We start from the raw sequence: 25,748 nt of genomic DNA on the forward strand, positions 1-25,748 counted from the left end.
CTCACGCGACCAGCCTCAGCCCACCAGCTTCAGCCCACCAGTCCCAGCTCCCGTGCGATCAGCATCCGCTGGACCTCGCTCGTGCCCTCGCCGATCTCCAGGATCTTGGAGTCGCGCCACATGCGGGCCACCGGGTACTCGTTCATGAAGCCGTAGCCGCCGTGGATCTGGGTGGCGTCGCGGGCGTTGTCCACGGCGACCGTGGAGGAGTAGAGCTTGGCCAGGGCCGCCTCCTTCTTGAAGGGCTCGCCCGAGACCAGCCGGCTGGCCGCGTCGCGCCAGGCGAGGCGGGCCGTGTGGGCCTTCATCTCCATGTCCGCGAGCTTGAACTGGATGGCCTGGTTGGCGCCGATGGGACGGCCGAAGGCCTGGCGCTCCTTCGCGTACTTCACCGACTCGTCGACACACCCCTGGGCCAGACCCGTCGCGAGCGCCGCGATGGCGATCCGGCCCTCGTCCAGGATGCGCAGGAACTGGGCATAGCCCCGGCCCTCCTCGCCGAGCAGGTTCGCGGCCGGCACGCGGACGTCCTGGAAGGACAGCTCGCGGGTGTCGGAGGCGTTCCAGCCGACCTTCGAGTAGGGGGCGGCGACCGTGAAGCCGGGGGTGCCCGACGGAACGATGATCGAGGAGATCTGCGGCTTGCCGTCCGGCTTGCGGCCCGTCACCGCGGTGACCGTCACCAACCCGGTGATGTCCGTGCCCGAGTTGGTGATGAAGCACTTCGTGCCGTTGATGACCCATTCGTCGGTGTCCGGGTCCAGACGGGCCGTCGTACGGGTCGCGCCCGCGTCGCTGCCGCCGTCCGGTTCCGTGAGGCCGAACGCGCCGAGGATCTCGCCCGCGCACAGGCGCGGCAGCCACTCGCGCTTCTGCTCCTCGGTGCCGAACAGGTGCAGCGGCATGGCGCCCAGGGAGACACCCGCCTCCAGGGTGATGGCCACGGAGGAGTCCACCCGGGCCAGCTCCTCCAGGGCGATGCCGAGGGCCAGGTAGTCGCCGCCCATGCCGCCGTACTCCTCGGGGAACGGCAGACCGAACAGGCCCATGCGGCCCATCTCGCGGACGATCTCGTACGGGAACTCGTGCCGCTCGTAGAAGTCGCCGATCTTCGGCGCCACGACGTCGTGCGCGAACTCCTCCACCGTGCGGCGGAGTTCCTCCAGCTCGGGGCTGAGACGGTGGTCCATGCTGATCACTGGTCCTTGTGGGAGAGAGCGCGGACGGTACGGGACGGGCTCGGCCGGCCCAGCTGTTCGGCCATCCACACGCTGGTGGCGGTCAGACGGCCCAGGTCGACCCCTGTCTCGATGCCGAGGCCGTGCAGCATCCATACGAGGTCTTCGGTGGCGAGGTTGCCGGTGGCGGACTTGGCGTACGGGCAGCCGCCGAGGCCTCCGGCGGAGGCGTCGATCGTCGTCACGCCGTGTTCCAGGGCCGCGTAGGTGTTCGCGAGCGCCTGGCCGTAGGTGTCGTGGAAGTGCACGCCGATCGTGTTCGTCGGCACGCCCTCCTCGTTCAGCAGGGAGAGCAGCTCCAGGACGTGGCCCGGGGTGGCGACCCCGATGGTGTCGCCGAGGCTCAGCTCGTCGCAGCCCATGTCGCGCAGGGCCGTGCAGACGCGGGCCACCTGGTGGAGCGGGACCGCTCCCTCCCAGGGGTCGCCGAAGCACATCGAGACATAGCCGCGCACGTGCGCGCCCGCGTCCTTCGCCTGCCGCACCACCGGTGCGAACACGGCCAGCGACTCGTCCACCGTGCGGTTGAGGTTGGCCTTCGCGAAGGACTCCGTGGCGCTGGCGAAGACCGCGATCCGGCGGGCGCCGAGCGACAGCGCCCGCTCCAGACCGTGCTGGTTGGGCACCAGCACGGGGAGCTCGACGCCGAGGTCGCCGACCAGGGGGAACAGCTGCTCGGCGTCGGCGAGCTGGGGCACCCACTTCGGGTGCACGAAGCTCGTCGCCTCGATCGTGGTCAGGCCGGCGTCGGCCAGCCGGCGGATGAACTCCGCCTTCACCGCGGTCGGTACGGCCGTCTTCTCGTTCTGCAGACCGTCGCGCGCGCCGACCTCGTGGATACGCACCCGCTCGGGCAGGTCCTGGGCCGGTACCACCATGGGCAGTTGCTCGGTGCTCACTCCGCCTCCTCCTTCGGCGCGATGACGGCCAGCACCTGGTCCATGGCGACCGTCGCCCCCGGGGTCACGTCCAGCTCGGCGACCGTGCCGGCGTGCGGGGCGGAGATGACGTGCTCCATCTTCATCGCCTCGACCACCAGCAGGCTCTGACCGGCCGACACCTCGTCGCCGACGGCCACCTTGACCACCGTCACCGTGCCGGGCATCGGCGCGGTCAGCGAGTCGGCGCCCGCGTGCGCGGACCGGGTCAGGGACGCGGCCACCGGATCGTGGTCGCGCACGTGCCAGGCGTCGCCGTCACGGCCGATCCAGTCGCCGGCGCGCCGGAAGGTGTGCCGGACGCCGTCGAGGGTGACGCCGACCCGGTCCCCGGTGACGGTGTGCGCGCCCCGCGGGGTGTACGTGACCGGATCGGCCACGCGCAGGTCGAAAGCCTGCTGCTTCGGGGTCCCGCCCAGCCGCCAGCCGCTCGGCACCGAGAAGGGGTCCACCCAGCCCTCGGTCCGCGGCCGCTGCGCCTGGAGCCGTACCGCCGAGGCGGCCTCGTACACCTCCGGCGGCACGTCGGCGGGGACCAGCTCGTCCACCACCCGCTCCACCAGCCCGGTGTCCAGCTCGCCCGCCACCACCGCCGGATGCGCCAGCAGCCGCCGCAGGAAACCCGCATTGGTCTGCACGCCCAGCGTGACGGTGTCGGCGAGGGCGGCCCGGAGCCTGCGCAGCGCCGTGTCCCGGTCGGGACCGTAGGCGATGACCTTGGACAGCATCGGGTCGTACAGGCTGCCCACCTCGGTGCCCTCGCTGAGCCCGGAGTCGGTGCGGACGCCGTCGCCCTGCGGCTCGTCGAGCAGCAGCACCGTGCCGCCGGACGGCAGGAAGCCGCGCGCCGGGTCCTCGGCGCAGATCCGGGCCTCGACCGCGTGACCGGTCAGCCGCACGTCCTCCTGCGCGAAGCCCAGCCGCTCCCCGGCCGCCACCCGCAGCTGCCACTCCACCAGGTCCAGGCCGGTGATCAGCTCGGTGACCGGGTGCTCCACCTGGAGACGGGTGTTCATCTCCATGAAGTAGTACGAGGACGGGTCGCCGCCGGACACGATGAACTCCACCGTGCCCGCGCCCCGGTAGCCGCACGAGCGGGCCGCCTGGACGGCCGCCTCGCCCATCGCCGCCCGGGTCGCCTCGTCGAGGAGCACGCTCGGCGCCTCCTCGATGATCTTCTGGTGCCGGCGCTGCAGCGAGCACTCGCGCTCGCCCAGGTGCACCACGCCCCCGTGGCCGTCCGCCAGCACCTGGATCTCGATGTGCCGGGGCCGGTCCACCCAGCGCTCCACCAGCAGGGTGTCGTCGCCGAAGGAGGCGCGGGCCTCGCGGCGGGCGGCCGCGATCTCCTCCTCCAGCGCGCTCATGTCGCGCACCAGGCGCATGCCCTTGCCGCCGCCGCCGGCGGAGGGCTTGAGCAGGACGGGCGTCCCGATCTCCCGGGCGGCGTCGGCCAGCTGGGCGTCGGTGAGCCCGCTGCCGCTCGAACCCGGCACGACCGGCACCCCGGCCGCCTTCACCGTCTCCTTGGCCCGGATCTTGTCGCCCATCAGGGCGATCGCGTCCGCCGGCGGGCCGATGAACACCAGCCCCGCCTCCTCGCAGGCGCGCGCGAAGCCCGCGTTCTCGGCGAGGAAGCCGTACCCGGGATGCACGGCCTGGGCGCCGGTGCGGGCGGCGGCTTCGAGGAGCCGCTCCACCGACAGATAGCTCTCGGCGGCCGGCGCCGGACCGATCCGTACCGCCGTGTCGGCCTCCCGTACATGCCGCGCGTCGGCGTCGGCGTCGGAGAAGACCGCCACCGAGCGGACACCCAGCGAGCGGAGCGTACGGATGACCCGTACGGCGATCTCGCCCCGGTTGGCCACCAGCACTGTGTCGAACACGGTTCCCCTCCTCACATCCGGAAGACGCCGAACTGGGGGTCTCCCAGTGGCGCGTTGGCGCAGGCCGTCAGGGCGAGTCCGAGCACCTGACGGGTTTCCAGCGGGTCGATCACGCCGTCGTCCCAGAGACGGGCGGTGGCGTAGTAGGCACTGCCCTGGCGCTCGTACTGCGCGCGGACCGGCGCCTTGAAGGCCTCTTCCTCCTCGGCGGACCACTCCTCGCCGCGCGCCTGAAGCTGGTCGCGCTTGACGGTCGCGAGGACGGAGGCGGCCTGCTCGCCGCCCATCACGGAGATCTTGGCGTTGGGCCACATCCACAGGAAGCGGGGGGAGTAGGCCCGGCCGCACATCGAGTAGTTGCCGGCGCCGTAGGAGCCGCCGACGACGACGGTCAGCTTGGGCACCCGGGTGCAGGCCACCGCCGTCACCATCTTGGCGCCGTGCTTGGCGATGCCGCCCGCCTCGTAGTCCTTGCCGACCATGAACCCGGAGATGTTCTGCAGGAACACCAGCGGGATGCCGCGCTGGTCGCACAGCTCGATGAAGTGCGCGCCCTTCTGGGCGGACTCGGAGAAGAGGATGCCGTTGTTGGCGACGATGCCGACCGGGTGGCCGTGGATCCGGGCGAAACCGGTGATCAGGGTCTGCCCGAACTCGGCCTTGAACTCGGCGAAGCGCGAGCCGTCCACCACGCGGGCGATGACCTCGCGGACGTCGTAGGGGGTGCGGGAGTCCACCGGGACGGCGCCGTAGAGCCCGTACGGGTCCACCTTGGGCTCCGCGACCGGCGTGACCTCCCAGGGCAGGGACTGCCGGGCGGGCAGCGTGGCCACGATGTTGCGCACGATCCTGAGCGCGTGCGCGTCGTCCTCGGCGAGGTGGTCGGTGACACCGGAGATCCGGGAGTGGACCTCGCCGCCGCCCAGCTCCTCCGCCGTCACCACCTCACCGGTGGCCGCCTTCACCAGCGGGGGCCCGCCGAGGAAGATCGTGCCCTGGTTGCGGACGATGACGGCCTCGTCGCTCATCGCCGGGACGTAGGCGCCGCCGGCCGTGCACGAGCCGAGGACGGCCGCGATCTGCGGGATCCCGGCGCCGGACATCCGCGCCTGGTTGTAGAAGATCCGCCCGAAGTGCTCGCGGTCCGGGAACACCTCGTCCTGCATCGGCAGGAAGGCGCCGCCGGAGTCCACGAGGTAGACGCACGGCAGCCGGTTGTCCAGGGCCACCTCCTGGGCACGCAGGTGCTTCTTCACCGTCATCGGGTAGTACGTGCCGCCCTTGACGGTGGCGTCGTTGGCGACGATCACGCACTCGCGCCCGCTGACCCGCCCGATCCCGGCGATCACGCCCGCGGCCGGTGCCTGTCCGTCGTACATCCCGTCGGCCGCCAGGGGGGCGAGCTCCAGGAACGGCGAGCCGGGGTCGAGCAGCGTGTCCACCCGGTCCCTCGGCAGCAGCTTGCCGCGTGCGGTGTGCCGGGCCCGCGCCTTCTCGCCGCCGCCCAGGGCGGCCGTGGCCAGCTTGGCGTGCAGCTCCCCGACGAGTGCGAGGTGGGCCTGTTCATTGGCCCGCCAGGCCTCCGACGCGGGATCGGCCGCGCTCGTCAGCTCCGGTGCCTCGTGCATCCTGCGGTCCCCTCACCCAGTGGTCCTACTGTTAATGAGCGTTAACCATTTCCTTCAGGTTAACGACCGCTAACGTCGCTGTCTAGAATTGCTTGCATGGTCACCAGAGCCGACGCACCCACCCGCCGTGAGCAGATCCTCAAGGAGGCCGCCCGGCTCTTCGCCGAGCGCGGTTTCCACGGCGTCGGTGTGGACGAGATAGGTGCCGCGGTCGGCATCAGCGGCCCCGGCCTGTACCGGCACTTCCCGGGCAAGGACGCGATGCTCGCGGAGCTGCTGGTGGGCATCAGCGGTCAGCTGCTGACGGGGGCCAAGCGGCGTCTGGCGGAGGCCGACGGGAACAGCGGCCCCTCCGCCGTCCTGGACTCGCTCATCGAGGGCCACATCGACTTCGCCCTGGACGACCGCCCCCTGATCACCCTGCACGACCGCGAGCTGGACCGGCTGCGCGACAGCGACCGCAAACTGGTGCGGCAGCTGCAGCGGCAGTACGTCGAGCTGTGGGTGGAGGTGGTCCGCGAGGTGTACCCGGCGCTGACCGAGCCCGCAGCGCGCTCCGCCGTCCACTCCGTCTTCGGCCTGCTCAACTCCACGCCCCACCTCGGCCGCGCCGGCACCCTGCCCGGCCGGGGCGCGACGGCCGCCCTGCTGCACCGGATGGCGCGGGGATCGTTCGCGGCCGCCGGCCAGGAGTAGTCCGGCCGGGCCGCCGGGCCGGGCCGTCGGGCCGTTTCCGCAGGTCGGCGGCCGGTCCTGGGGAGCGTCGCCCCCTGAGGCCTACGCTGTTTCCGGGGAGTGCCGTCCCTCGCACCCGCTGAGGCCGGGTGCCGGTCTTCCGGGGGTGCCGTCCCCCGGGGCGGCGGCCTGCCCCGGGGAGCACCACCCCCTCGGCGTGACGAGCGTTACGGCGGATCCCCCCTGGACGGGGTTCCGTACCCGCCGGTACGGTTGAGTCTGAGCAAGCGCTTAGACATGCCGATGTCATACCGAGGTACGTGGAGGTGGGCGGCGTGCGCCGTACGGTGTTCAACGAGGATCACGAGGCGTTCCGGGAGACCCTGCGCGCCTTCATCGAGGCCGAGGTCGTACCGGTGTACGACGAGTGGTTCGCCGCCGGCCAGGCCCCGCGCGACTTCTACTACAAGCTCGGCGAGCTGGGCGTCTTCGGTATCAAGGTCGACGAGGAGTACGGCGGCGCCGGCATCGACTCGTACAAGTTCGAGGCCGTCCTGTACGAGGAGACCGCCCGCGCGGGTGTCTCCTTCGGCGGCTCCGGCGTCCACGTGCTGCTCGGCCTGCCCTACATCAAGCTGCTCGCCACCGACGAGCAGAAGAAGCGCTACCTGCCGAAGTTCGTCTCCGGCGAGGAGATGTGGGCCATCGCGATGACCGAGCCGGGCACCGGCTCCGACCTCGCGGGCATGAAGACCACCGCCAAGCTCTCCGAGGACGGCACGCACTACGTCCTCAACGGCGCCAAGACCTTCATCACCGGCGGCGTGCACGCCGACCGCATGATCGTCTGCGCCCGCACCGCCGCGCCCACCGCCGAGGACCGCCGCCACGGCATCTCCCTGTTCGTCGTGGACACCAAGGCCGAGGGCTACTCCGTCGGCCGCAAGCTCGACAAGCTGGGCCTGAAGACCTCCGACACGGCCGAGCTGGCCTTCGTCGACGTCAAGGTGCCCGTCGAGGACCTCCTCGGCGAGGAGAACAAGGGCTTCTACTACCTCGGCCACAACCTGGCCTCCGAGCGCTGGGGCATCGCCTTCGGCGCGTACGCGCAGGCCGCGGCGGCCGTCCGGTTCGCCAAGGAGTACGTCCAGCAGCGCACCGTCTTCGGCCAGACCGTCGCCTCCTTCCAGAACACCAAGTTCGAGCTGGCCGCCTGCCAGGCCGAGGTGGACGCCGCCCAGGCCGTCGCCGACCGCGCGACCGAGGCCCTCGACGCCGGTGAGCTGACTCCCGCCGAGGCCGCCTCCGCCAAGCTCTTCTGCACCGAGGTCGCCCACCGCGTCATCGACCGCTGCCTCCAGCTGCACGGCGGCTACGGCTTCATGAACGAGTACCCGATCGCCCGCCTGTACGCGGACAACCGCGTCAACCGCATCTACGGCGGCACCAGCGAGATCATGAAGTCGATCATCGCCAAGGACATGGGTCTGTAAGGCCCCCGCAATCACTGGCCGGTACAACTACACGCCATGAGCCAGGCACTCCAGGACCTCCTCGATCTGCTCGACCTCGAACAGATCGAGGAGGACATCTTCCGCGGCCGGTCCCGCTCCGCCGTCGTCCCGCGCGTCTTCGGCGGGCAGGTCGCGGCACAGGCGCTGGTCGCCGCCGGGCGCACGGTCCCCGCGGACCGTCCCGCCCACTCCCTGCACGCGTACTTCCTGCGCCCGGGCGACCCCGGCGCACCGATCGTCTACAGCGTCGACCGCATCCGCGACGGCCGGTCCTTCACCACCCGCCGCGTCGTCGCCGTCCAGCACGGAAAGCCGATCTTCCACCTCTCGGCGTCCTTCCAGACGTACGAGGAGGGCCTCGACCACCAGGCCCCCATGCCGTCCGCCCCGGCCCCGGAGACCCTGCCCACCTCCCAGGAGCGGCTGCGCGGCTACGACCACCTGGACGCGGCGGTCGTGGAGAAGTTCCTGGAGGCCCGCGAGGCGATCGACCTGCGGTACGTGGACGAGCCGCCGTACGGACAGTTCGGCGAGCCGCGCGAACCGCACAGCCAGGTGTGGTTCCGGGCCAACGGCAAGCTGGACGACGACCCCCTGCTCCACGTCGTCCTCGCCACCTACGTCTCCGACATGACCCTCCTCGACGCCGTGCTGCTCGCCCACGGGCGCGGCGGCTGGGCCGTCGGGGACGTCGTCGGGGCGTCCCTGGACCACGCGATGTGGTTCCACCGGCCCTTCCGCGCCGACGAGTGGCTGCTGTACGACCAGGAGTCACCGTCCGCGTACGGCGGGCGGGGCCTGGGCCAGGCCCGGATCTACACCCAGGACGGCCGGCTCGCCATCTCGGTGATCCAGGAGGGCGTGGTCCGCGTCCCGCGGTGATCTCCCCGTTCCCGGGGTCCCCGCCGTATCCCGGTGGCCCCGGGCAACCGTTGAAGGCCGAACACCTGGCTGCCGCAGCGGAGTTGACCGCCGTGCAGCCGGCCGCCCGGCCGGCCTGGCACCGGGTGCCTTCGGGGCCGCTCGGGGGCCCTGGGCGGCGGGCTTTCGCTCGATATGACGAGTGACGCAAGGGGTACTAGGCTCTTTGAGTGAAAGCCGCAGCGCACGGCATGCCCGGCCGACGAGGCTCCGTACCCGACGGACCTCAGCCGCAGCACCCGATGACGCGACCGCGTACGGGTGGGCTGCACGTGTCGGCACCGGAGGAGCACGCCGTGCCCTTCAATCCACTGCGGTGACCTGAAGACCGCGCCGCTCTTCCTCTCTTCCCCTCTTGGCCTTTTGGGCCGCGGCGACGGCCATCACCTCGCGCCTCCCGACGAGCCGCGAGAGACGATGGAGATGGAAGGTAATTCCCATGCGATCACAGCGCACCAGGCGCCTTGTCGCGATGTCCGCAGCAGGCCTTCTGCTGGCCGGCGGAGCAGCGATCGGTGCAGCGGGCACCGCCTCGGCGAGCTCGTCCTACGACCACGGCTCCTACAGCAGCGACCACGGCGGCTGGTGGAACGGCGATGACGACTACGGCGACCACGGCGGCTACGGCGGCGGTGGCGACCACGGCGGCTACGGCGGCGGCGACCACGGCGGTGGGGGCTACGGCGGTGGTGACCACGGCGGTGGCGGTGGCGGCGGCTACGGCGGCGGTGGCGGCGGCCACGGCGGCGGTGGCGGCGGCGGTCACGGCGGTGGCGGCGGTGGCGGCGGTGGGGGAGGTGGCGGCCACTGATCCGACCACAACCTGAGGCACGGTGTGCGGCCCCGCCGGCGGGGCCGCACACCACGCGCGTCGGCCGGCCGGGCCGCACCCGCCGGCCAACGCGCAGACGTCAGGCCAGACCCGCCTCCGCCAGCAGATACGCCGTCATCGGGTCGTAGTGGCGGGGGCTGAGCACGTGGTCGTCGAGCGGCACCGCCACCTGGAGGGTGCCCTCGGACTCGGCGACGAACAGCGCCGGGTCGTTGCTGTCGGCGTAGCCGACGGAGTCGACGCCGTGCTGCCCCGCGTACCCGGCCCAGCCGTGGTCGGCGACCACCAGGTCCGGCAGCGCACGCCCCTCGCGCTCAAGTCCGGTCAGGATCGCCCGCATCGGTTCGCCGGAGTGGGTGTGCCACAGCGTCGCCCCGTGCTCCAGCACCGCCACGTCCGCGAACTGCATGACATAGCCCTCGTCCGTCTGCAGCCCGTCCGGGATCACGACGATCTCGCAGCCGGCGGCGCGCAACGCGGCGGCCGTGGCCCGGTGAACGTCCAGCAGGCCGCCCGGGTGTCCGGTCGCGAACAGCACCCGGTTCTGTGCGTCCGCCGCCTTGCGCAGCCGCCTGGCCAGGCGCTCCAGCGCGTCCACGGTCAGCTCGGGGTCGATGGTGTCCTGTCCGTACCGGTACTCGGGATCGTCGTTGACGCCCACCCGCTCGGCCATCACCGCGAGCACGTCCTGCTCGTCCGTCCAGCGGTCGCCCAGCTCCAGACCGAACCAGTAGTTGCGGTCGCCGTTGGCCAGCTTGCGGTAGTGGGAGAGGTTGTTCTCGCGGGGCGTGGCGACGTCCCCCGCGATACGGGTCCTCACCAGGTGGTCGACGAGCTGGGCGCGGCTGGGTGTCCCGGATATCGGCATGCCTTCCATTGTGGGGCAGCGGGCGGGGCGCGTCGCAGGCATATCGCCTCCTGGGACACGGCTCACTCAGCGCTGCCGCAGCGCGAACCACAGTTCCATCCGTACGTCCGGATCGTCCAGGTCGGCGTCCAGCAGCGCGGCACAGCGGGCGATCCGCTGCCGCACCGTGTTGCGGTGCACCTCCAGGGCCACCGCCGTACGGTCCCAACTGCCGTGCAGGGACAGCCAGGTCCGCAGGGTGTCGGCGAGCGCGGCCCGGTCCGTGAGCGGTGCGAGCAGCGCGCGGGCGTGCGCCTCGGCGTCCGCCGGCGGCACCAGGTCCTCCAGCCCCGGCCGGGCACCGTGGCGGACCAGGGCGGTGCGGGTGGCGCGGGCGCGGGCCAGGGCGCGGGCCGCCTGGGTGTCCGCGGCCGGCCACTCCGGCGGGCCGGCGGCGGCGCTGACCCCGAGGGTCCAGCCCGGCTGCGGGTAAGGCTCCCGCTCGCCGGGGACCAGCACCCGGACGACGTCCCGGTCGAGGTCCACCAGCGGTGAGCCCAGGGCCGCGCCCAGCGCGGAGGCGGCCACGGCATCCGGCGGTTGTCCCTCCGGCCGCGCGTGCACGACGACCCAGCGCCCCTCGCCGAGCAGCGGTGCGACCGCCTCGGGCGCGGCGCCGAGGAGCAGCCGCACGAGCGCGGACGAGCGTGCGGCACCGGCGCCGCTGTGGTGCTCGCCGGTGAGCAGCGACAGCAGGACGGCGGCGACGGAGGCGATGGTGTGATCGCCCGGCTCGCGCCGCGTACTGGCCACACCGAGGACGAACCCGCCTTCGGCCCCCAGCGCGTAGGCGGCCAGGTGGGTGCCGCCGAGGGTGTCGGAGGCGGAGGCGGGCGCGGGGGTGGAACGGGAGGGGGCGGTGGCGCGTGCGCCGGGAGCGACGGGAGCGACGGGAGTGCTGAGAGCGTTGGGAGCGCCGGGAGATCCGTGGGAGACGGGCGAGTTGGGAGATCCGGGGGAGCCGGGAGTGTCGGGGGAGGCGGTGGAGCCGGGAGCGCCGGGGGAGTCGGGCGGGCCCGCCGGGGAGACCGGGGAACCGGACGCGGAGTCGGGGTGGGACGGGTCAGGGGGCCCGGCGGAGCCCTGCGGCACGTGCTCCGTCCCGGCGGCAGGGCGGCCCGTCGGGCGCACCACCTCCGCCAGGCCGGCCAGCGCCTCGCGGACCCCCTCGGCCGGCTCCCGGCCCGCTGCCGCGATCTCGGTGCCGTCGGGGCCGTGCAGGACGGCGTGGCCGCTCAGGCGCTGGGCCAGCTGGCGCAGGACCGAGGGGACCGGGTCCGGGCGCGAGGCGGCCGCCGCGAGGCTCTGCTGGGCCTCCGTGACGCGGCGCAGCTCGGCCAGGCGAGCCTGTGCCATCAGCTGCCAGACCGCGCGGGCGACACCGGAGAAGGTGGTCTGCGGCGGTACCTCCAGCAGCGGCAGGGCGTGGGCCTCGCAGGCGGCGACCAGCGCACCCGGCACCGCGTCGTGCACGGGGGCCAGGCCGAACCCGAGGGCCGCCCCGCCCGCGGCCACGATCCGCGTGACATAGGCGTCGAAGTGGTCCCGGGCCGGGCCCGGCCCCTCCGGAATGTGCACCCCCGCGGTCAGCAGCAGCTCGCCGCCCAGCAGGTACGGATAGGGGTCGGCCATCTCCGAGGTGTGGGCCCAGTGGATCACGATGTCCGGGTCCGAGGGGCCCGCGATCTGCCGCAGGGCCAGGTCCTCGCGGGCCAGCAGGGCCGACAGCGGGACCGGTGGGGTCGGTGGGACTGCTGGGGCGAACGTCTCCGGCATGGTGTGCATTCCTTCCACCCCGTACCGCTTCGAATGGATGAAACGTACACTTCGCAGTCGCTTTCCGGCCACCTAGTGTCGGGTCAGCACGGCAGCCGCGGGTACGGGCGGATGTCCCCGCGATCCCTCGCCGTCGCTCCTCTTCGCAGGAAACCCACGTCTCTGCACGACACGCCACCGACAGTGCGCGAAGGAGGGCCGCTCATGGCCGTCGACTACTCAGTGATCGTCGTCTATCTCGCCGGGATGCTCGGCATGGGCTGGTGGGGCATGCGCCGCGCCAGGTCCAAGAGCGACTTCCTGGTGGCCGGCCGCCGCCTCGGGCCCGCCATGTACTCCGGCACCATGGCCGCGATCGTCCTCGGCGGCGCCTCCACCATCGGCGGCGTCGGCCTCGGCTACCGGTACGGCCTCTCCGGCGCCTGGATGGTGTTCACCATCGGCCTCGGCCTGCTCGCCCTGAGCGTCTTCTTCTCGGCCCGCATCGCCCGGCTGAAGGTCTACACGGTCTCCGAGATGCTGGACCTGCGCTACGGCGGCCGGGCCGGTGTGATCTCCGGCGTGGTCATGTGGGCGTACACCCTCATGCTGGCGGTCACCTCGACCATCGCCTACGCCACGATCTTCGACGTCCTCTTCGACATGAACCGCACCGTCGCGATCGTCCTCGGCGGCTCGATCGTCGTCGCGTACTCGACCCTCGGCGGCATGTGGTCCATCACGCTGACGGACATGGTGCAGTTCGTGGTCAAGACGATCGGCGTGCTGCTCCTGCTGCTGCCCATCGCCGTCGTCAAGGCGGGCGGCTTCTCCGGGATGAAGGCCAAGCTGCCGACCTCGTACTTCGACCCGCTGGGCATCGGCGGCGAGACGATCTTCACCTATGTGCTGATCTACACCTTCGGCATGCTCATCGGCCAGGACATCTGGCAGCGCGTGTTCACCGCCCGCAGCGACAGGACCGCCAAGTGGGGCGGCACCGTGGCCGGGACCTACTGTCTGGCCTACGCCCTCGCCGGCGCCGTCATCGGCACGGCCGCCAAGGTGCTCTACCCCAAGCTCGGCAGCCCCGACGACGCCTTCGCCACCATCGTCAAGGACGAACTCCCCGTCGGCGTGCGCGGCCTGGTGCTGGCCGCCGCCCTCGCCGCCGTGATGTCGACGTCCTCCGGCGCCCTGATCGCCTGCGCCACCGTCGCCAACAACGACATCTGGTCCCGGCTGCGGGGCGTGGTGCGCCGGGGCGGCGAGGAGCAGGCCCTGCACGACGAGGTCAAGGGCAACCGCGCCTTCATCCTGATCATGGGCGTCGGCGTGATCGGCACCGCGATCGCGATGAACAACGTCGTCGAGGCCCTGACCGTCGCCTACAACCTCCTCGTCGGCGGCCTGCTCGTCCCGATCCTCGGCGGCCTGCTGTGGAAGCGCGGCACCGTGCAGGGCGCGCTGGCCTCCGTGACCGTCGGCGGCCTCGCCGTGATCGGCCTGATGGCGGGCTACGGCATCCTCGCCAACGAGCCCGTCTACTACGGTCTGCTCGCCTCCCTCGCCGCCTACCTGGCCGTCTCCCTGGCCACGAGGCCCACCGACGAGGCCGTCCTCACCGCCTGGCGCGAGCGCCTGGCGGGACGGTCCCCCGAACTCGCGTCCGAACCGGTCCCGGCTCACCAGTAGAGTCGTATGACAAGCAGCACATGCGCGACGAAGCGCAGGAAAGAAGGCAATTCATCATGAGCAGCAACGAGACGCCCCGCGGCCCCGTCGACTCCTCCCGCATCCCGCGGTACGCCGGACCCGCGACCTTCGCCCGGCTGCCCCGCCTGGACGAGGTCGGCACCGCCGACGTCGCCGTCGTCGGCGTGCCGTTCGACTCCGGCGTCTCGTACCGGCCGGGCGCCCGCTTCGGCGGCAACGCCATCCGCGAGGCGTCCCGGCTGCTGCGCCCGTACAACCCGGCGCAGGACGCCTCCCCCTTCGCCCTCGCCCAGGTCGCGGACGGCGGCGACATCGCCGTGAACCCGTTCAACATCAACGAGGCCGTCGACACCATCGAGGCCGCGGCCGACGAGCTGCTCGGCACCGGCGCCCGCCTGATGACCCTGGGCGGCGACCACACCATCGCGCTCCCGCTGCTGCGCTCGGTCGCCAAGAAGCACGGCCCGGTCGCCCTGCTCCACTTCGACGCCCACCTGGACACCTGGGACACCTACTTCGGCGCCGAGTACACCCACGGCACCCCGTTCCGCCGCGCGGTCGAGGAGGGCATCCTCGACACCGAGGCGCTCTCCCACGTCGGCACCCGCGGCCCGCTGTACGGCAAGCAGGACCTCACCGACGACGAGAAGATGGGCTTCGGCATCGTCACGTCCGCGGACATCTACCGCCGCGGCGCCGACGAGGTCGCCGACCAGCTGCGCCAGCGCATCGGCGACCGCCCGCTGTACATCTCCATCGACATCGACTGCCTCGACCCGGCCCACGCGCCCGGCACCGGCACCCCGGAGGCGGGCGGCATGACCTCCCGGGAACTCCTGGAGATCCTGCGCGGTCTTGCCTCGTGCAACCTGGTCTCGGCGGACGTCGTCGAGGTGGCGCCGGCGTACGACCACGCCGAGATCACCTCGGTGGCGGCCTCCCACACGGCCTACGAACTGACCACCATCATGAGCCGCCAGATCGCGGCGGCCCGGAAGGACGCGTAAGCGCAGTGACTCACGACCACGACCTGGTACTCCGCCCGACGGCGGCGCAGATCTCGACCGCTCTGAACCCGCCCCCGGGGCGCAACGGCGGAGACCTGGTCGTGGAGACCCTGGCCGGGCTGGGCGCGACGACCGTCTTCGGTCTGCCCGGCCAGCACGCCCTCGGCATGTTCGACGCCCTGAGCCGCTCCTGCCTGCGCTACATCGGCCTCAGGGTGGAGAACAACGCGGGCTTCGCGGCGGACGCGTACGGCCGGGTCACCGGCGAGGCGGCCCCGCTGCTGCTCTCGACCGGCCCGGGCGCACTGACCTCGCTCGCCGCGCTGCAGGAGGCCGCCGCCGCCTCCGCCCCGGTCCTGGCGATCAGCAGCCAGATCCCGACGGCGGGCCTGGGCGGCGGCCGCCACGGCTACCTCCACGAACTCCCGGACCAGGCGGCCTCGTTCAGGGGCGTCGTGAAGTCGGTGCACACGGTCCGCACCCAGTCCCAGATCCCCTCCGCCGTCGCGGCGGCCTGGAAGTCCGCGCTGACGGCTCCGCACGGCCCGGTGTGGGTGGAGATCCCGCAGGACGTGCTGCTCGCCGAGACCACCCTGCCGGTGGTCACCGGGGTGGACGCGACCCCCGAGGAACTGGTCCCGCGCCCCGAACTGACCGCGGTGGCCGCGCACCTGCTGTCGCACGCCGCCCGCCCGGCGATCATCGCGGGCGGCGGAGTCGTGCGCTCCGACGCCTCCGGAAAGCTGAGGGCGCTGGCCGAGAAGCTCGACGCCCCCGTCGTCACGACCTTCGGCGGCAAGGGTGCCTTCCCCTGGGAGCACCCGCTCTCGCTCCAGTCCTGGCTGGAGGACCGCCACACGACGGATTTCCTGGAGGACGCGGACGTCCTCCTGGTGGTCGGCTCGGGCCTGGGCGAACTGTCCTCCAACTACCACACGTTCAAGCCCCGCGGCCGGGTGATCCAGGTCGAGGCGGACCTCGGCAAGCTGGAGTCCAACCACCCGGCGCTGGGCATCCACGCGGACGCCCGACTCGCGCTCCAGGCGCTGCTGGAGACCGTGGAGGAGCGCACGGACGCGACCGCCCCCGAGCGCGTACGGGCGGTGCTGGCCCGCGTACGCGAGCGGATCGCCTCCCAGGAACTGGCCCTGGAACAGGACCTGTTGGCGGCCGTCCGGCGCGCCCTGCCGGCCGGCTCCCCCTCCTTCTGGGACATGACGATCCTGGCGTACTGGGCCTGGTCGGCGTTCGACCCCCGGGGCGCCAACACCATGCACTCCGCCCAGGGCGCCGGCGGCCTCGGCTACGGCTTCCCGGCAGCGCTGGGCGCGGCGGCGGCCGACCCGGCCCGGCCGGTGCTGGCGGTGTCCGGCGACGGCGGCGCCCTGTACTCGATCGCCGAGCTGGCCACCGCCCGCCAGTACGACCTCCCCGTCACCTGGCTGATCGTCGACGACGGCGGCTACGGCATCCTGCGCGAGTACATGACGGACGCCTTCGGCCGGGCGACGGCCACGGAGCTGACGCGTCCCGACTACGTGGCCCTGGCCGAGTCCTTCGGGGTGCCCGCAGTCCGCACGACCCCGGAGGCCCTTGAGGCGGACCTCGCGAAGGCCCTGGCCGCCTCCGGCCCGTCGGTGGTCGTCCTGCCCGCCCTGCTCCGCATGTTCGCGCCGACCCACCTGGACCAGGACCCCGGGGTGCCCCCGGTGCTCTAGTCGGAGTTCTCCCAGACCAGCACCCCGGGCCCGTCCGGCGTCACGACCGGCACCCACGCCTCGTCGATCCCGGCGAGGCGTGTCCCGTCCAGGGCCAGGGGAGCGGGGAACGGATCGTCGCGGTTCGCGGAGCCGTACACGTGGAAGGCGACCGCCTTCCCGAGCCGGGCGAGCAGGTCCGGTGGCCAGTCCAGCCCCCTGCCTCCCCGCCCCTTCAGCTCACCGACGAAGATCTCCTTCAGCTCCTCGTCGAGCCCCCGCCCGAGCAGGGGGATCAGATAGCCCTCCTGCTCGTAGCGGACGCAGCGGAATCCGCCGCCCTGCACCTGGTAGACCACGCCGGTCGGCGCCGCCACGACGACGAAGACCCAGCCCTGGTCCATGCCCGTGCCGTCCGGGTCGAGGAAGACGTACCGCCGGTGGTCGTCCGTATCGGTCATGGAGCCGATGATGCCCCGGCGCGGGGTCGGCGGGCCCGGACGGTAGACGTGGGATGACGTCGGCAGGGCGGTGAACCGCTCCAGAAGGTCCGTTATGGGGTGGTTTGTTGGTGGTGTCGCCCTGTCCGTGTCACCCCCGCGTCCCCTTGAACTTCCTCCCTGGGAACATGCGTACAACTCTCGGCCACACCGGCGAGTCACTTCATCAGGCGCAGGGGTGCGCCCGACGGCGTCCGGGTGACGCCAACATGACGTTCCAAGGGGAAACTTCGATGACTCACCGGATATCCCGGCGCGCCAGAGTGCTGACCACGGCTGCTCTCGGCGCCGGGGTGCTCATACCGTCCGTGGCCGCCGCAGTCCCGGCCGCCGCGGCGCCGCCGGCCGTCACCTGTACGTCGGGCAAGGCGGGCCTGGCGGCCAAGCTGCAGAAGGACATCACGGCGGCCCTCGCGAACCGCAAGGGCACCGTCGCGGTCGGCCTGTACGACCGCAGCACCAGCACCACCTGCACCCTGCGTGCCACCACCGCGTACGACTCGGCCAGCTCGGTGAAGGTCACCGTCCTCGCCACGCTGCTGTGGGACGCCAAGAAGCACGACCGGTACCTGACGAGCACCGAGCAGTCGCTCGCCACAGCCATGATCACCCAGTCCGACAACGCGGCGACCAGCAAGCTGTGGAAGCAGCTGGGCATGACGAAGATCAAGGGCTTCCTGTCCGCCGCCGGCATGACGACGACCATCCCGGGCGCGGACGGCTACTGGGGTCTGACCCAGGAGAACGTCACCGACGAGCAGAAGCTGCTCAAGCTCGTGACGGCCAAGAACTCCGTGCTGAGCGACAACTCCCGTGCCTACATCCTGAAGTTGATGGGCAAGGTCATCCCCTCGCAGCGCTGGGGCACGCCCGCGGGCGCGCCCTCCTCGGTCGCCGTGCACGTCAAGAACGGCTGGCTGCAGCGCGCCACGCACGGCTGGCGGGTGCACAGCCTGGGCACCTTCAACGGCGCCGGCCACGACTACATGATCTCGGTGCTGACGCAGGACAACAGCACCATGGACTACGGCGTCACCACCATCCAGAACGTCGCCAAGGCCATCCACAAGGACCTGGTGCCGACGACGTCCGCCGTCACGCGGTACACCCCGACCAGCACGCCCAGCGAGGCGTTCGTGGCGGTGCCGCCGCAGGGCTGACGCTTCACGAGACGGTCTCCCGGGCGTCACCGTGGCGATCTACGGTGGCGCCCATGCGCTTGAGAACCGTACTCGCCACCCTCACCGCCGGCCTGGCGGCGGCCACCTGTCTGTCCGCCGCCGGGCCCGCCAGTGCCAACTCCACGGGCCGCAACGCGTGTTCGCCCACCGTCTCGATCGACCGCTTCTCCGACGCGCTCGACAAGACGACGTACCAGGGCACCTTCGTCGGCAACTTCTCCGCCCTCGCGGTGGACCGGGACGGCTCCCTCGCCGCGCTGGAGGACCGCTCCTCCCTCTTCGGCCTGGACCCGAGGACCCTGCAGCCTCTCTCGGCCGTCCACCTGGCCGACGAGAAGGGCGCCGACCTCGACTCCGAGGGGCTCGTCATCGACCTCCCCCACTCTCGGCTTCGCTCGAGCGGGGGGACCCCCATCGGCACCCTGCTGATCACCTCCGAGACCGAGCCGTCCGTCCGCCGCTACTCCCGCGACGGGAAGATCCTCGACCGCCTCCCGGTCCCCTCCTCCCTCCGGGTCGCCCCGGCCGGCCGCGCCACGGGCAACCAGACCTTCGAGGGCCTGACCCTGCTGCCCGGCGGACGCACCCTGCTGGCCTCCATGGAGTACGCGATCTCGGGTGACTCCACCGGCATCGTCCGCTTCCAGACCTGGAAGCGTCACCACGGCCGCTTCGAGCTCGCGGCCCAGTACGCCTACCGCACCGACGCGGGCCTCGGCGTCCCGGAGGTCCAGGCCACCCCCGACGGCCGCCTCCTCGTCCTGGAGCGCGGTTTCACCGCGGGCGTCGGCAACACCGTCCGCCTCTACCAGGCCGACCTCCGCCACGCCACGGACACCGGCGGCATCGAGAACCTGACGGGGCAGCCGGGCGTCCGCCTGATCAGGAAGACCCTGCTCACCGACATCGCCACCTGCCCGTCCCTGGGCGCGACGGCCAGGCAGCCCCAGCCGAACCCCCTCCTCGACAACATCGAGGGCATGACGATCACCGGGCGTGACCGCACCGGCCGTCTGAAGGTCCTGCTGGTCAGCGACGACAACCAGAACGCGGCACAGACGACCCGGTTCTACTACCTCCGGGTTCGCACCACCCGCTAGGGATGCCTCCGGGTCCGTACCCCCCCACTGGGGGCGCCGGGCCGCACCGGCACGAGGCCGGCGGTCGCGCGAGCGCGACCGGCCACGTCGCAGCCGCAGTCGCAGTCGTCATCACAGCCGTAGTCACAGCCGTAGTCATAGCCGCAGGGCCGCTGGCGGGCACAGTCGCAGCCGCAGTCGCCGCAGGTCCGCACCCGGCCATTGTTACGGCGGGATGAAATCCGCCCTCGCCGGCGTTGGTGTCTTCCGGAAGAGCATGTCAAAAGCAGGTCTGACGGAAGGCACCAGCGTGGCGGCGCAACGGGGATGGGCAAAACGGCTGGCGGGCTACGCCTGGCGCTACCCCACGGACGTGATCCTCGCTCTCGGCTCCTCCCTGGCCGGGATGGCGGTCCTGGCCGTCGTCCCGCTGATCACCAAGGTGATCATCGACGACGTGATCGGCGCCCACCGCCGTGCCATGACCCCCTGGGCCGGCGCCCTGATCGGCGCGGCCCTCCTCGTCTACGGCCTCACCTTCGTTCGCCGGTATTACGGCGGCCGTCTCGCCCTGGACGTCCAGCACGACCTGCGGACCGCGATGTACGAGACGATCACCCGCCTCGACGGCCGCCGTCAGGACGAGCTGTCCACCGGGCAGGTGGTCGGCCGCGCCACCAGCGACCTCCAGCTGATCCAGGGCCTGCTCTTCATGCTCCCGATGACCATCGGGAACGTCCTGCTCTTCGTGATGTCCCTGGTGATCATGGCGTGGCTGTCGCTGCCGCTGACCCTGGTCGCCCTGGCCGTCGCCCCGGCCCTCGGCTGGATAGCCAGGCGCAGCCGCAGCAAGCTGCACCCGGCCACCTGGTACGCCCAGGCCCAGGCCGCAGCCGTCGCGGGCGTGGTCGACGGCGCCGTGAGCGGCGTACGCGTGGTGAAGGGGTTCGGGCAGGAGGAACAGGAGACCGGGAAGCTGCGGGAGGTCGGCCGCCGGCTCTTCGCGGGACGGCTGCGCACCATACGGCTGAACAGCAGGTTCACCCCGGCCCTCCAGGCCGTACCGGCGCTCGGCCAGGTCGCCATGCTGGCGCTCGGCGGCTGGCTGGCCGTGCGCGGGCACATCACCCTCGGCACCTTCGTCGCCTTCTCCACCTACCTCGCCCAGCTGGTCGGACCGGTCCGCATGCTCGCGATGGTCCTCACGGTCGGCCAGCAGGCCCGCGCCGGCACCGAGCGCGTCCTGGAGCTGATCGACACCGAGCCGACGATGAAGGACGGCACCAAGACCCTGCCGACCGACGCGCCCGCGACGGTCGAGTTCGACGACGTGTCGTTCGGGTACGAGGGCACCTCCGGCAGGACCAGGCCGGTCCTCGAAGGGCTCAGCTTCGAGATCCGCCCGGGGGAGACGCTCGCCGTCGTCGGCTCCTCCGGTTCCGGCAAGTCCACCCTCTCCCTCCTGCTGCCGCGTTTCTACGACGTCACCCACGGTGCCGTCCTGATCGGCGGCCACGACGTGCGCGAGCTGACCACGGACTCGCTGCGCGCCGCGATCGGGCTGGTCCCCGAGGACTCGTTCCTCTTCTCGGACACCGTCCGCAGCAACATCGCCTACGGCCGCCCGGACGCCGGCCAGGAGGAGATCGAGGCCGCCGCCCGCGCCGCCCAGGCGGACCGTTTCATCGCCGAGCTGCCCCGGGGGTACGACACCAAGGTCGGCGAACAGGGCCTGACCCTCTCCGGCGGCCAGCGCCAGCGCATCGCGCTCGCCCGCGCCCTGCTCACCGACCCGCGCCTGCTGGTCCTGGACGACGCGACCTCGGCCGTGGACGCCCGCGTGGAGCACGAGATCCACGAGGCCCTCAAGCACGTCATGCAGGGCCGCACGACCCTCCTGATCGCCCACCGCCGCTCGACCCTGGGCCTCGCCGACCGTATCGCCGTCCTGGACGGCGGCCGGCTCGCCGACCTCGGCACACACGAGGAGCTCCAGGAGCGCTCCGCCCTCTACCGCCGTCTGCTCACCGACCCGGACGAGCTGGGCGGGGTCTCCCCGGGCCACGCCCTGCCGGCCGGGCCGCGGGAGGACCTGTCCGTCCGCGAGGAGCTGGACGCCGAGTTCGACGTCGAGCGCGGGGTCACCCCGCGGCTGTGGACCGGAGACCGCGAGGCCAAGAACGCCAAGGACACGGCGCTGTCGGGCACCCCGGCCACCCCCGAGCTCCTCGCCCTGGTCGAGGCGCTGCCCCCGGCCACCGACACCCCCGACATCGACGAGGCCCGCGCGGTCCGCCCCGAGGCCTCGTACGGCCTGCGCCGCCTCCTGCACGGCTTCGGCCTGCCCCTGCTCCTGAGCCTGCTGCTGGTCGCCGTGGACGCGGGCGCCGGTCTGCTGCTGCCGGTGCTGATCCGGCACGGCATCGACCAGGGCGTCACGAGGATGGCTCTCGGCGCGGTGTGGGCGGCCTCCCTGCTGGGCCTGGTCACCGTGCTGGTGCAGTGGGTCGCGCAGATCGGCGAGACCCGGATGACCGGCCGGACCGGCGAGCGGGTGCTGTACGCGCTGCGGCTGAAGATCTTCTCCCAGCTCCAGCGGCTCGGCCTCGACTACTACGAGCGCGAGCTGACCGGCCGGATCATGACGCGGATGACGACGGACGTCGACGCCCTGTCCACCTTCCTGCAGACCGGCCTGGTCACGGCGTTCGTCTCGGTCGTCACGTTCTTCGGCATCATGGCCGTCCTGCTGGTGATCGACGTGCAGCTCGCCCTGGTCGTCTTCGCCACCCTGCCCCCGCTGATCGTCGCCACCTTCTTCTTCCGCCGGGCGAGCGTGAAGGCGTACGAGCTGGCCCGTGAGCGGGTGTCGGTGGTCAACGCCGACCTCCAGGAGTCGGTGGCCGGGCTCAGGATCGTGCAGGCGTTCCGGCGCGAGCGGGACGGCGGGCGGCGGTTCGCCGAGCGCAGCCACAGCTACCGCCAGGCCCGTATCCGCGGCCAGTGGCTGATATCCGTCTACTTCCCGTTCGTCCAGCTGCTGTCCTCGGTCGCCGCGGCCTCGGTGCTCGTCGCGGGCGCCGGCCGGGTGGAGGCGGCCACGCTCACCACGGGCGCGCTGGTCGCCTACCTCCTGTACATCGACCTGTTCTTCGCGCCCGTCCAGCAGCTCTCCCAGGTCTTCGACGGCTACCAGCAGGCCACGGTCTCGCTGGGCCGCATCCAGGAACTGCTGCGCGAGCCGACCTCCACGAAGTCCGCCGACGAACCCCTCGGCGTCCGCTCCCTGCGCGGCGACATCGCCTTCGAGGACGTGCACTTCGCCTACGGCGCCGACGACGAGGCCGAGGAAGCCCTGACCGGCATCGACCTGAGGATCCCGGCCGGGCAGACGGTGGCCTTCGTCGGCGAGACGGGCGCGGGGAAGTCGACCCTCGTCAAGCTGGTGGCCCGGTTCTACGACCCCACCTCCGGCCGGGTCACCGCCGACGGCACGGACCTGCGCACCCTGGACCTCACCTCGTACCGCCACCGCCTCGGCGTCGTCCCGCAGGAGGCGTACCTCTTCCAGGGCACCCTCCGCGACGCCATCGCCTACGGCCGCCCCGACGCCACCGACGCCGAGGTCGAGGCGGCGGCGCGGACGGTCGGCGCACACGAGATGATCGCCAAGCTCGACGGTGGCTACCTCCACGAGGTCGCCGAGCGCGGCCGCAACCTCTCGGCCGGCCAGCGCCAGCTGATCGCGCTCGCCCGCGCCGAACTGGTCGACCCCGACGTCCTGCTGCTCGACGAGGCCACGGCCGCCCTGGACCTGGCCACGGAGGCCCAGGTCAACCTGGCCACCGACCGGCTGGCGGGCCGCCGTACCACGCTGGTGGTCGCCCACCGGCTGACCACGGCCGCCCGTGCGGACCGGGTGGTGCTGATGGACCATGGCCGGGTGGCGGAGGACGGCACCCACGAGGAACTCCTGGCACTCGACGGCCGGTACGCCGAGCTGTGGCGGACCTTCGTGGGCCAGGCCGAACCGGAGGAGCCGGTCGGCGTGTCCTCATGAGGCCGGAATGCACTGGACGGGCTGGTATGCCCACACAGGGTTGACATGACCTGATGAGACCGGTGTGACCGATGAGGTCGGCAAGCCCTGATGGGGCCGGTATGTCCGCGCAGGACCGGTGTGCCCTCGTGGGACAGGCGGGTTCGGACGGGCCGGCAGCGCGTTCTGATGACGGTCGTGCAACCATCCGGTACATGCCATGCGTCCGTACATCAGTACGGTCATCGGTCGTGCAAGACGGTGGTACGGGAGGACGACAGTGGACAGTGGTGCGATACGCCGACGCCTGGCGCTCGGCGCGGCCGTGCTGGCCGCATCCGGCGCGCTCGCCCTCGCGGTGCCCGGCAGTGCCCAGGCGGCGACCGCCGGCGGCTGCGGCGGGCGCGAGGTGCGGACGCTGCCCTTCAGCACCGGCACGGTGCACGTCTACAAGCGTGACGGCTACGTCTGTGCCGTCACCGTCACCCACAAGCCCGGGGCCAGACGCCAGATGTCGGTCAGCGTGCAGGCGCGCGGGAACCGGCCGGTCGTGGACAAGGGGCAGTACCGGCTGCTGGCCGGCCCGGTGACGGTCCATGCCGGACAGCGCTGTGTGTGGCTGAAGGGCTCGGTGGACGGCCGTTCGGTCAGCTCCGGCTGGATCCTGTGCTGACCAGGCCAACCTTCCAAAACCCCCTGGTGTGACAGCAGTTGCTCGGATAGCTTCCGGCGCACATCTGTCTCACAGGGGAGAGTGCGCATGCGCAAGGCGCTCAGATGGCTGCTGGCGCTCGCGGTGTTCATAGGAACGCTGAGCACAGCGGGTGCGGCCACCGCCGCCCAGCCGTCACAGCCGGGGCCCACCGACATCAAGGACCGGCTCCTGGCGATACCGGGCATGAGCCTGGTCCAGGAGAAGCCGTATCCCGGCTACCGGTACTTCGTCCTGGACTACACCCAGCCCGTCGACCACCGCCACCCGGACCGCGGAACGTTCCAGCAGCGGATCACCGTGCTGCACAAGGACACCAGCCGCCCGACGGTCTTCTACACCAGCGGCTACAACGTCTCCACGAACCCGTCCCGCAGCGAGCCCGCCCGGATCGTGGACGGCAACCAGGTCTCTCTGGAGTATCGCTTCTTCACGCCCTCCCGTCCCGAGCCGGCCGACTGGTCCAAGCTGGACATCTGGCAGGCGGCGAGCGACCAGCACCGCGTCTTCGAGGCACTGAAGCCGGTCTACTCCGCCAACTGGCTGGCCACCGGCGGCTCCAAGGGCGGCATGACCGCCACCTACTACAAGCGCTTCTATCCCCACGACATGAACGGCGTCGTCGCCTACGTCGCCCCCAACGACGTGGTGAACAAAGAGGATTCGGCCTACGACCGCTTCTTCGCCAAGGTCGGCACCCAGGAGTGCCGCGACCGGCTGAACGCCGTCCAGCGGGAGGCGCTGGTGCGCCGTGGACCGCTGGAGAAGAAGTACGCCCAGTACGCCGCCGACCACGGCTACACCTTCGCCACCACCGGCAGCCTCGACAAGGCCTACGAGGCGGTCGTCCTCGACTACGTCTGGGGCTTTTGGCAGTACAGCCTGCTGAAGGACTGCGATTCCGTCCCGGCGGACGCGCCGCACGCCACGGACCAGGCGATCTGGGACTCGGTCGACACCATCTCCGGCTTCGTGGCCTACACCGACCAGGGTCTGGAGCAGTACACGCCGTACTACTACCAGGCGGGCACCCAACTGGGCGCGCCCACCATCCGGTTCCCGCGCATCGAGCACAAGCTGATCCGCTACGGCTACCAGCCGCCGCGTACCTTCGTGCCCCGCTCCATCCCGATGCGCTTCCACCCGGGCGCCATGCGGGACGTGGACACCTGGGTCCGCCACCACGCCCGGCACATGCTCTTCGTGTACGGCCAGAACGACCCGTGGGGCTCGGAGCGTTTCCGCCTCGGCGCGGGCGCCCGTGACGCGTACGTCTTCACGGCCCCCGGGATGAACCACGGGGCGAACGTGGCGGGCCTGGTGCCCGAGCAGAACGCGCTCGCCACGGCCCGCATCCTGGAGTGGGCGGGCGTCGCTCCGGCCGCGGTCGAGGCGGACCCGTCCGTGGCGAAGCCGCTGGCCCGCTACGACGCGAAGCTGGACGTCCGGGACGTGGAGCGCGAGCCGGCGCTGCGTCCGTAGGTCCCTGGTGCCGGCCCCCTGCCGCCCGGGGGCCGGCCGAC

The 25,748-nt window shown here is 71.9% G+C and carries 19 protein-coding genes; 12 read left to right on the forward strand and 7 right to left on the reverse strand.

The window, feature by feature from the left end; translation table 11 throughout:
• Nucleotides 1–29: 29 nt before the first annotated feature.
• The 4 genes from ACFZCP_RS26245 to ACFZCP_RS26260 are packed head-to-tail and all read right to left on the reverse strand — an operon-like array spanning nt 30 to nt 5,690.
• Nucleotides 30–1,190, reverse strand: a complete 1,161-nt coding sequence (locus ACFZCP_RS26245) for an acyl-CoA dehydrogenase family protein (RefSeq protein ID WP_362691292.1) — start codon at nt 1,188–1,190, stop codon at nt 30–32.
• A gap of 5 nt (nt 1,191–1,195) precedes the next feature.
• Nucleotides 1,196–2,116: a hydroxymethylglutaryl-CoA lyase gene (locus tag ACFZCP_RS26250; protein ID WP_391430837.1), complete on the reverse strand. Its 921-nt coding sequence runs from the start codon at nt 2,114–2,116 to the stop codon at nt 1,196–1,198.
• 17 nt (nt 2,117–2,133) lie between these two features.
• Nucleotides 2,134–4,062 carry an acetyl-CoA carboxylase biotin carboxylase subunit gene (locus ACFZCP_RS26255; protein ID WP_391430700.1) on the reverse strand — a complete coding sequence of 643 codons (1,929 nt, stop codon included), beginning with the start codon at nt 4,060–4,062 and terminating at the stop codon, nt 2,134–2,136.
• Between the two features lie 11 nt (nt 4,063–4,073).
• Nucleotides 4,074–5,690 (reverse strand): carboxyl transferase domain-containing protein, encoded by a 1,617-nt coding sequence (locus tag ACFZCP_RS26260; protein WP_362691301.1) that lies wholly within the window; start codon nt 5,688–5,690, stop codon nt 4,074–4,076.
• A 96-nt stretch (nt 5,691–5,786) separates the two neighbouring features.
• Between ACFZCP_RS26260 and ACFZCP_RS26265 the strand changes: the two genes are divergently transcribed.
• The 4 genes from ACFZCP_RS26265 (at nt 5,787) to ACFZCP_RS26280 (ending at nt 9,611) form a co-directional block, all read left to right on the forward strand.
• Nucleotides 5,787–6,386 carry a TetR family transcriptional regulator gene (locus ACFZCP_RS26265; RefSeq protein WP_391430705.1) on the forward strand — a complete coding sequence of 200 codons (600 nt, stop codon included), beginning with the start codon at nt 5,787–5,789 and terminating at the stop codon, nt 6,384–6,386.
• A gap of 314 nt (nt 6,387–6,700) precedes the next feature.
• Nucleotides 6,701–7,858 (forward strand): acyl-CoA dehydrogenase family protein, encoded by a 1,158-nt coding sequence (locus ACFZCP_RS26270; protein ID WP_391430708.1) that lies wholly within the window; start codon nt 6,701–6,703, stop codon nt 7,856–7,858.
• A 36-nt stretch (nt 7,859–7,894) separates the two neighbouring features.
• Nucleotides 7,895–8,761, forward strand: a complete 867-nt coding sequence (gene tesB, locus ACFZCP_RS26275) for an acyl-CoA thioesterase II (RefSeq protein ID WP_362691310.1) — start codon at nt 7,895–7,897, stop codon at nt 8,759–8,761.
• A 511-nt stretch (nt 8,762–9,272) separates the two neighbouring features.
• The gene (locus tag ACFZCP_RS26280; RefSeq protein WP_391430714.1) at nt 9,273–9,611 is read left to right on the forward strand and encodes a hypothetical protein; all 339 of its coding nucleotides are present in this window, start codon (nt 9,273–9,275) and stop codon (nt 9,609–9,611) included.
• Nucleotides 9,612–9,711: 100 nt separating this feature from the next.
• Here ACFZCP_RS26280 and ACFZCP_RS26285 read toward each other — a convergent pair whose 3' ends face one another.
• Both ACFZCP_RS26285 and ACFZCP_RS26290 read right to left on the reverse strand, forming a co-directional pair.
• Nucleotides 9,712–10,500 (reverse strand): phosphatase, encoded by a 789-nt coding sequence (locus tag ACFZCP_RS26285; RefSeq protein WP_391430717.1) that lies wholly within the window; start codon nt 10,498–10,500, stop codon nt 9,712–9,714.
• 66 nt (nt 10,501–10,566) lie between these two features.
• On the reverse strand, nt 10,567–12,315 hold the full coding sequence (locus ACFZCP_RS26290; protein ID WP_391430722.1) for a PucR family transcriptional regulator ligand-binding domain-containing protein: 1,749 nt from the start codon (nt 12,313–12,315) through the stop codon (nt 10,567–10,569).
• Between the two features lie 204 nt (nt 12,316–12,519).
• Between ACFZCP_RS26290 and ACFZCP_RS26295 the strand changes: the two genes are divergently transcribed.
• Genes ACFZCP_RS26295 through ACFZCP_RS26305 form a run of 3 tightly spaced genes read left to right on the forward strand, consistent with a single transcriptional unit; the run spans nt 12,520 to nt 16,735 of the window.
• Complete coding sequence (locus ACFZCP_RS26295) at nt 12,520–13,989, forward strand: sodium:solute symporter (protein WP_391430726.1); 1,470 nt, start codon at nt 12,520–12,522, stop codon at nt 13,987–13,989.
• 56 nt (nt 13,990–14,045) lie between these two features.
• Complete coding sequence (gene speB / locus ACFZCP_RS26300; RefSeq protein ID WP_067131203.1) at nt 14,046–15,017, forward strand: agmatinase; 972 nt, start codon at nt 14,046–14,048, stop codon at nt 15,015–15,017.
• Nucleotides 15,018–15,022: 5 nt separating this feature from the next.
• Complete coding sequence (locus ACFZCP_RS26305; protein ID WP_391430731.1) at nt 15,023–16,735, forward strand: thiamine pyrophosphate-dependent enzyme; 1,713 nt, start codon at nt 15,023–15,025, stop codon at nt 16,733–16,735.
• Here the strand turns inward: ACFZCP_RS26305 and ACFZCP_RS26310 are convergent.
• Entirely contained in the window at nt 16,732–17,175 is a 444-nt protein-coding gene (locus ACFZCP_RS26310; RefSeq protein ID WP_391430736.1) for a DUF6210 family protein, read from the reverse strand. The two genes, ACFZCP_RS26305 and ACFZCP_RS26310, sit on opposite strands and share 4 nt — an antisense overlap.
• 272 nt (nt 17,176–17,447) lie before the next feature.
• Here ACFZCP_RS26310 and ACFZCP_RS26315 point away from each other — a divergent pair, with 272 nt between their 5' ends.
• The 5 genes from ACFZCP_RS26315 to ACFZCP_RS26335 all read left to right on the forward strand — a co-directional run bounded on the left by ACFZCP_RS26315 (nt 17,448) and on the right by ACFZCP_RS26335 (nt 25,707).
• A complete protein-coding gene (locus tag ACFZCP_RS26315; protein WP_391430739.1) occupies nt 17,448–18,374 on the forward strand; it encodes a serine hydrolase in 927 nt (308 codons plus the stop codon).
• Nucleotides 18,375–18,427: 53 nt separating this feature from the next.
• Nucleotides 18,428–19,495, forward strand: coding sequence for an esterase-like activity of phytase family protein (locus tag ACFZCP_RS26320; RefSeq protein WP_391430742.1), 1,068 nt, complete (start codon nt 18,428–18,430; stop codon nt 19,493–19,495).
• Between the two features lie 289 nt (nt 19,496–19,784).
• Nucleotides 19,785–23,534 carry an ABC transporter transmembrane domain-containing protein gene (locus ACFZCP_RS26325; RefSeq protein WP_391430748.1) on the forward strand — a complete coding sequence of 1,250 codons (3,750 nt, stop codon included), beginning with the start codon at nt 19,785–19,787 and terminating at the stop codon, nt 23,532–23,534.
• Between the two features lie 259 nt (nt 23,535–23,793).
• On the forward strand, nt 23,794–24,186 hold the full coding sequence (locus ACFZCP_RS26330; RefSeq protein ID WP_391430751.1) for a hypothetical protein: 393 nt from the start codon (nt 23,794–23,796) through the stop codon (nt 24,184–24,186).
• A gap of 87 nt (nt 24,187–24,273) precedes the next feature.
• The gene (locus tag ACFZCP_RS26335; protein WP_391430755.1) at nt 24,274–25,707 is read left to right on the forward strand and encodes a S28 family serine protease; all 1,434 of its coding nucleotides are present in this window, start codon (nt 24,274–24,276) and stop codon (nt 25,705–25,707) included.
• Nucleotides 25,708–25,748 lie beyond the last annotated feature (41 nt).

It is taken from the genome of Streptomyces sp. NPDC007971 (genome assembly GCF_042958635.1).
In the GTDB taxonomy this organism is placed as follows: domain Bacteria; phylum Actinomycetota; class Actinomycetes; order Streptomycetales; family Streptomycetaceae; genus Streptomyces.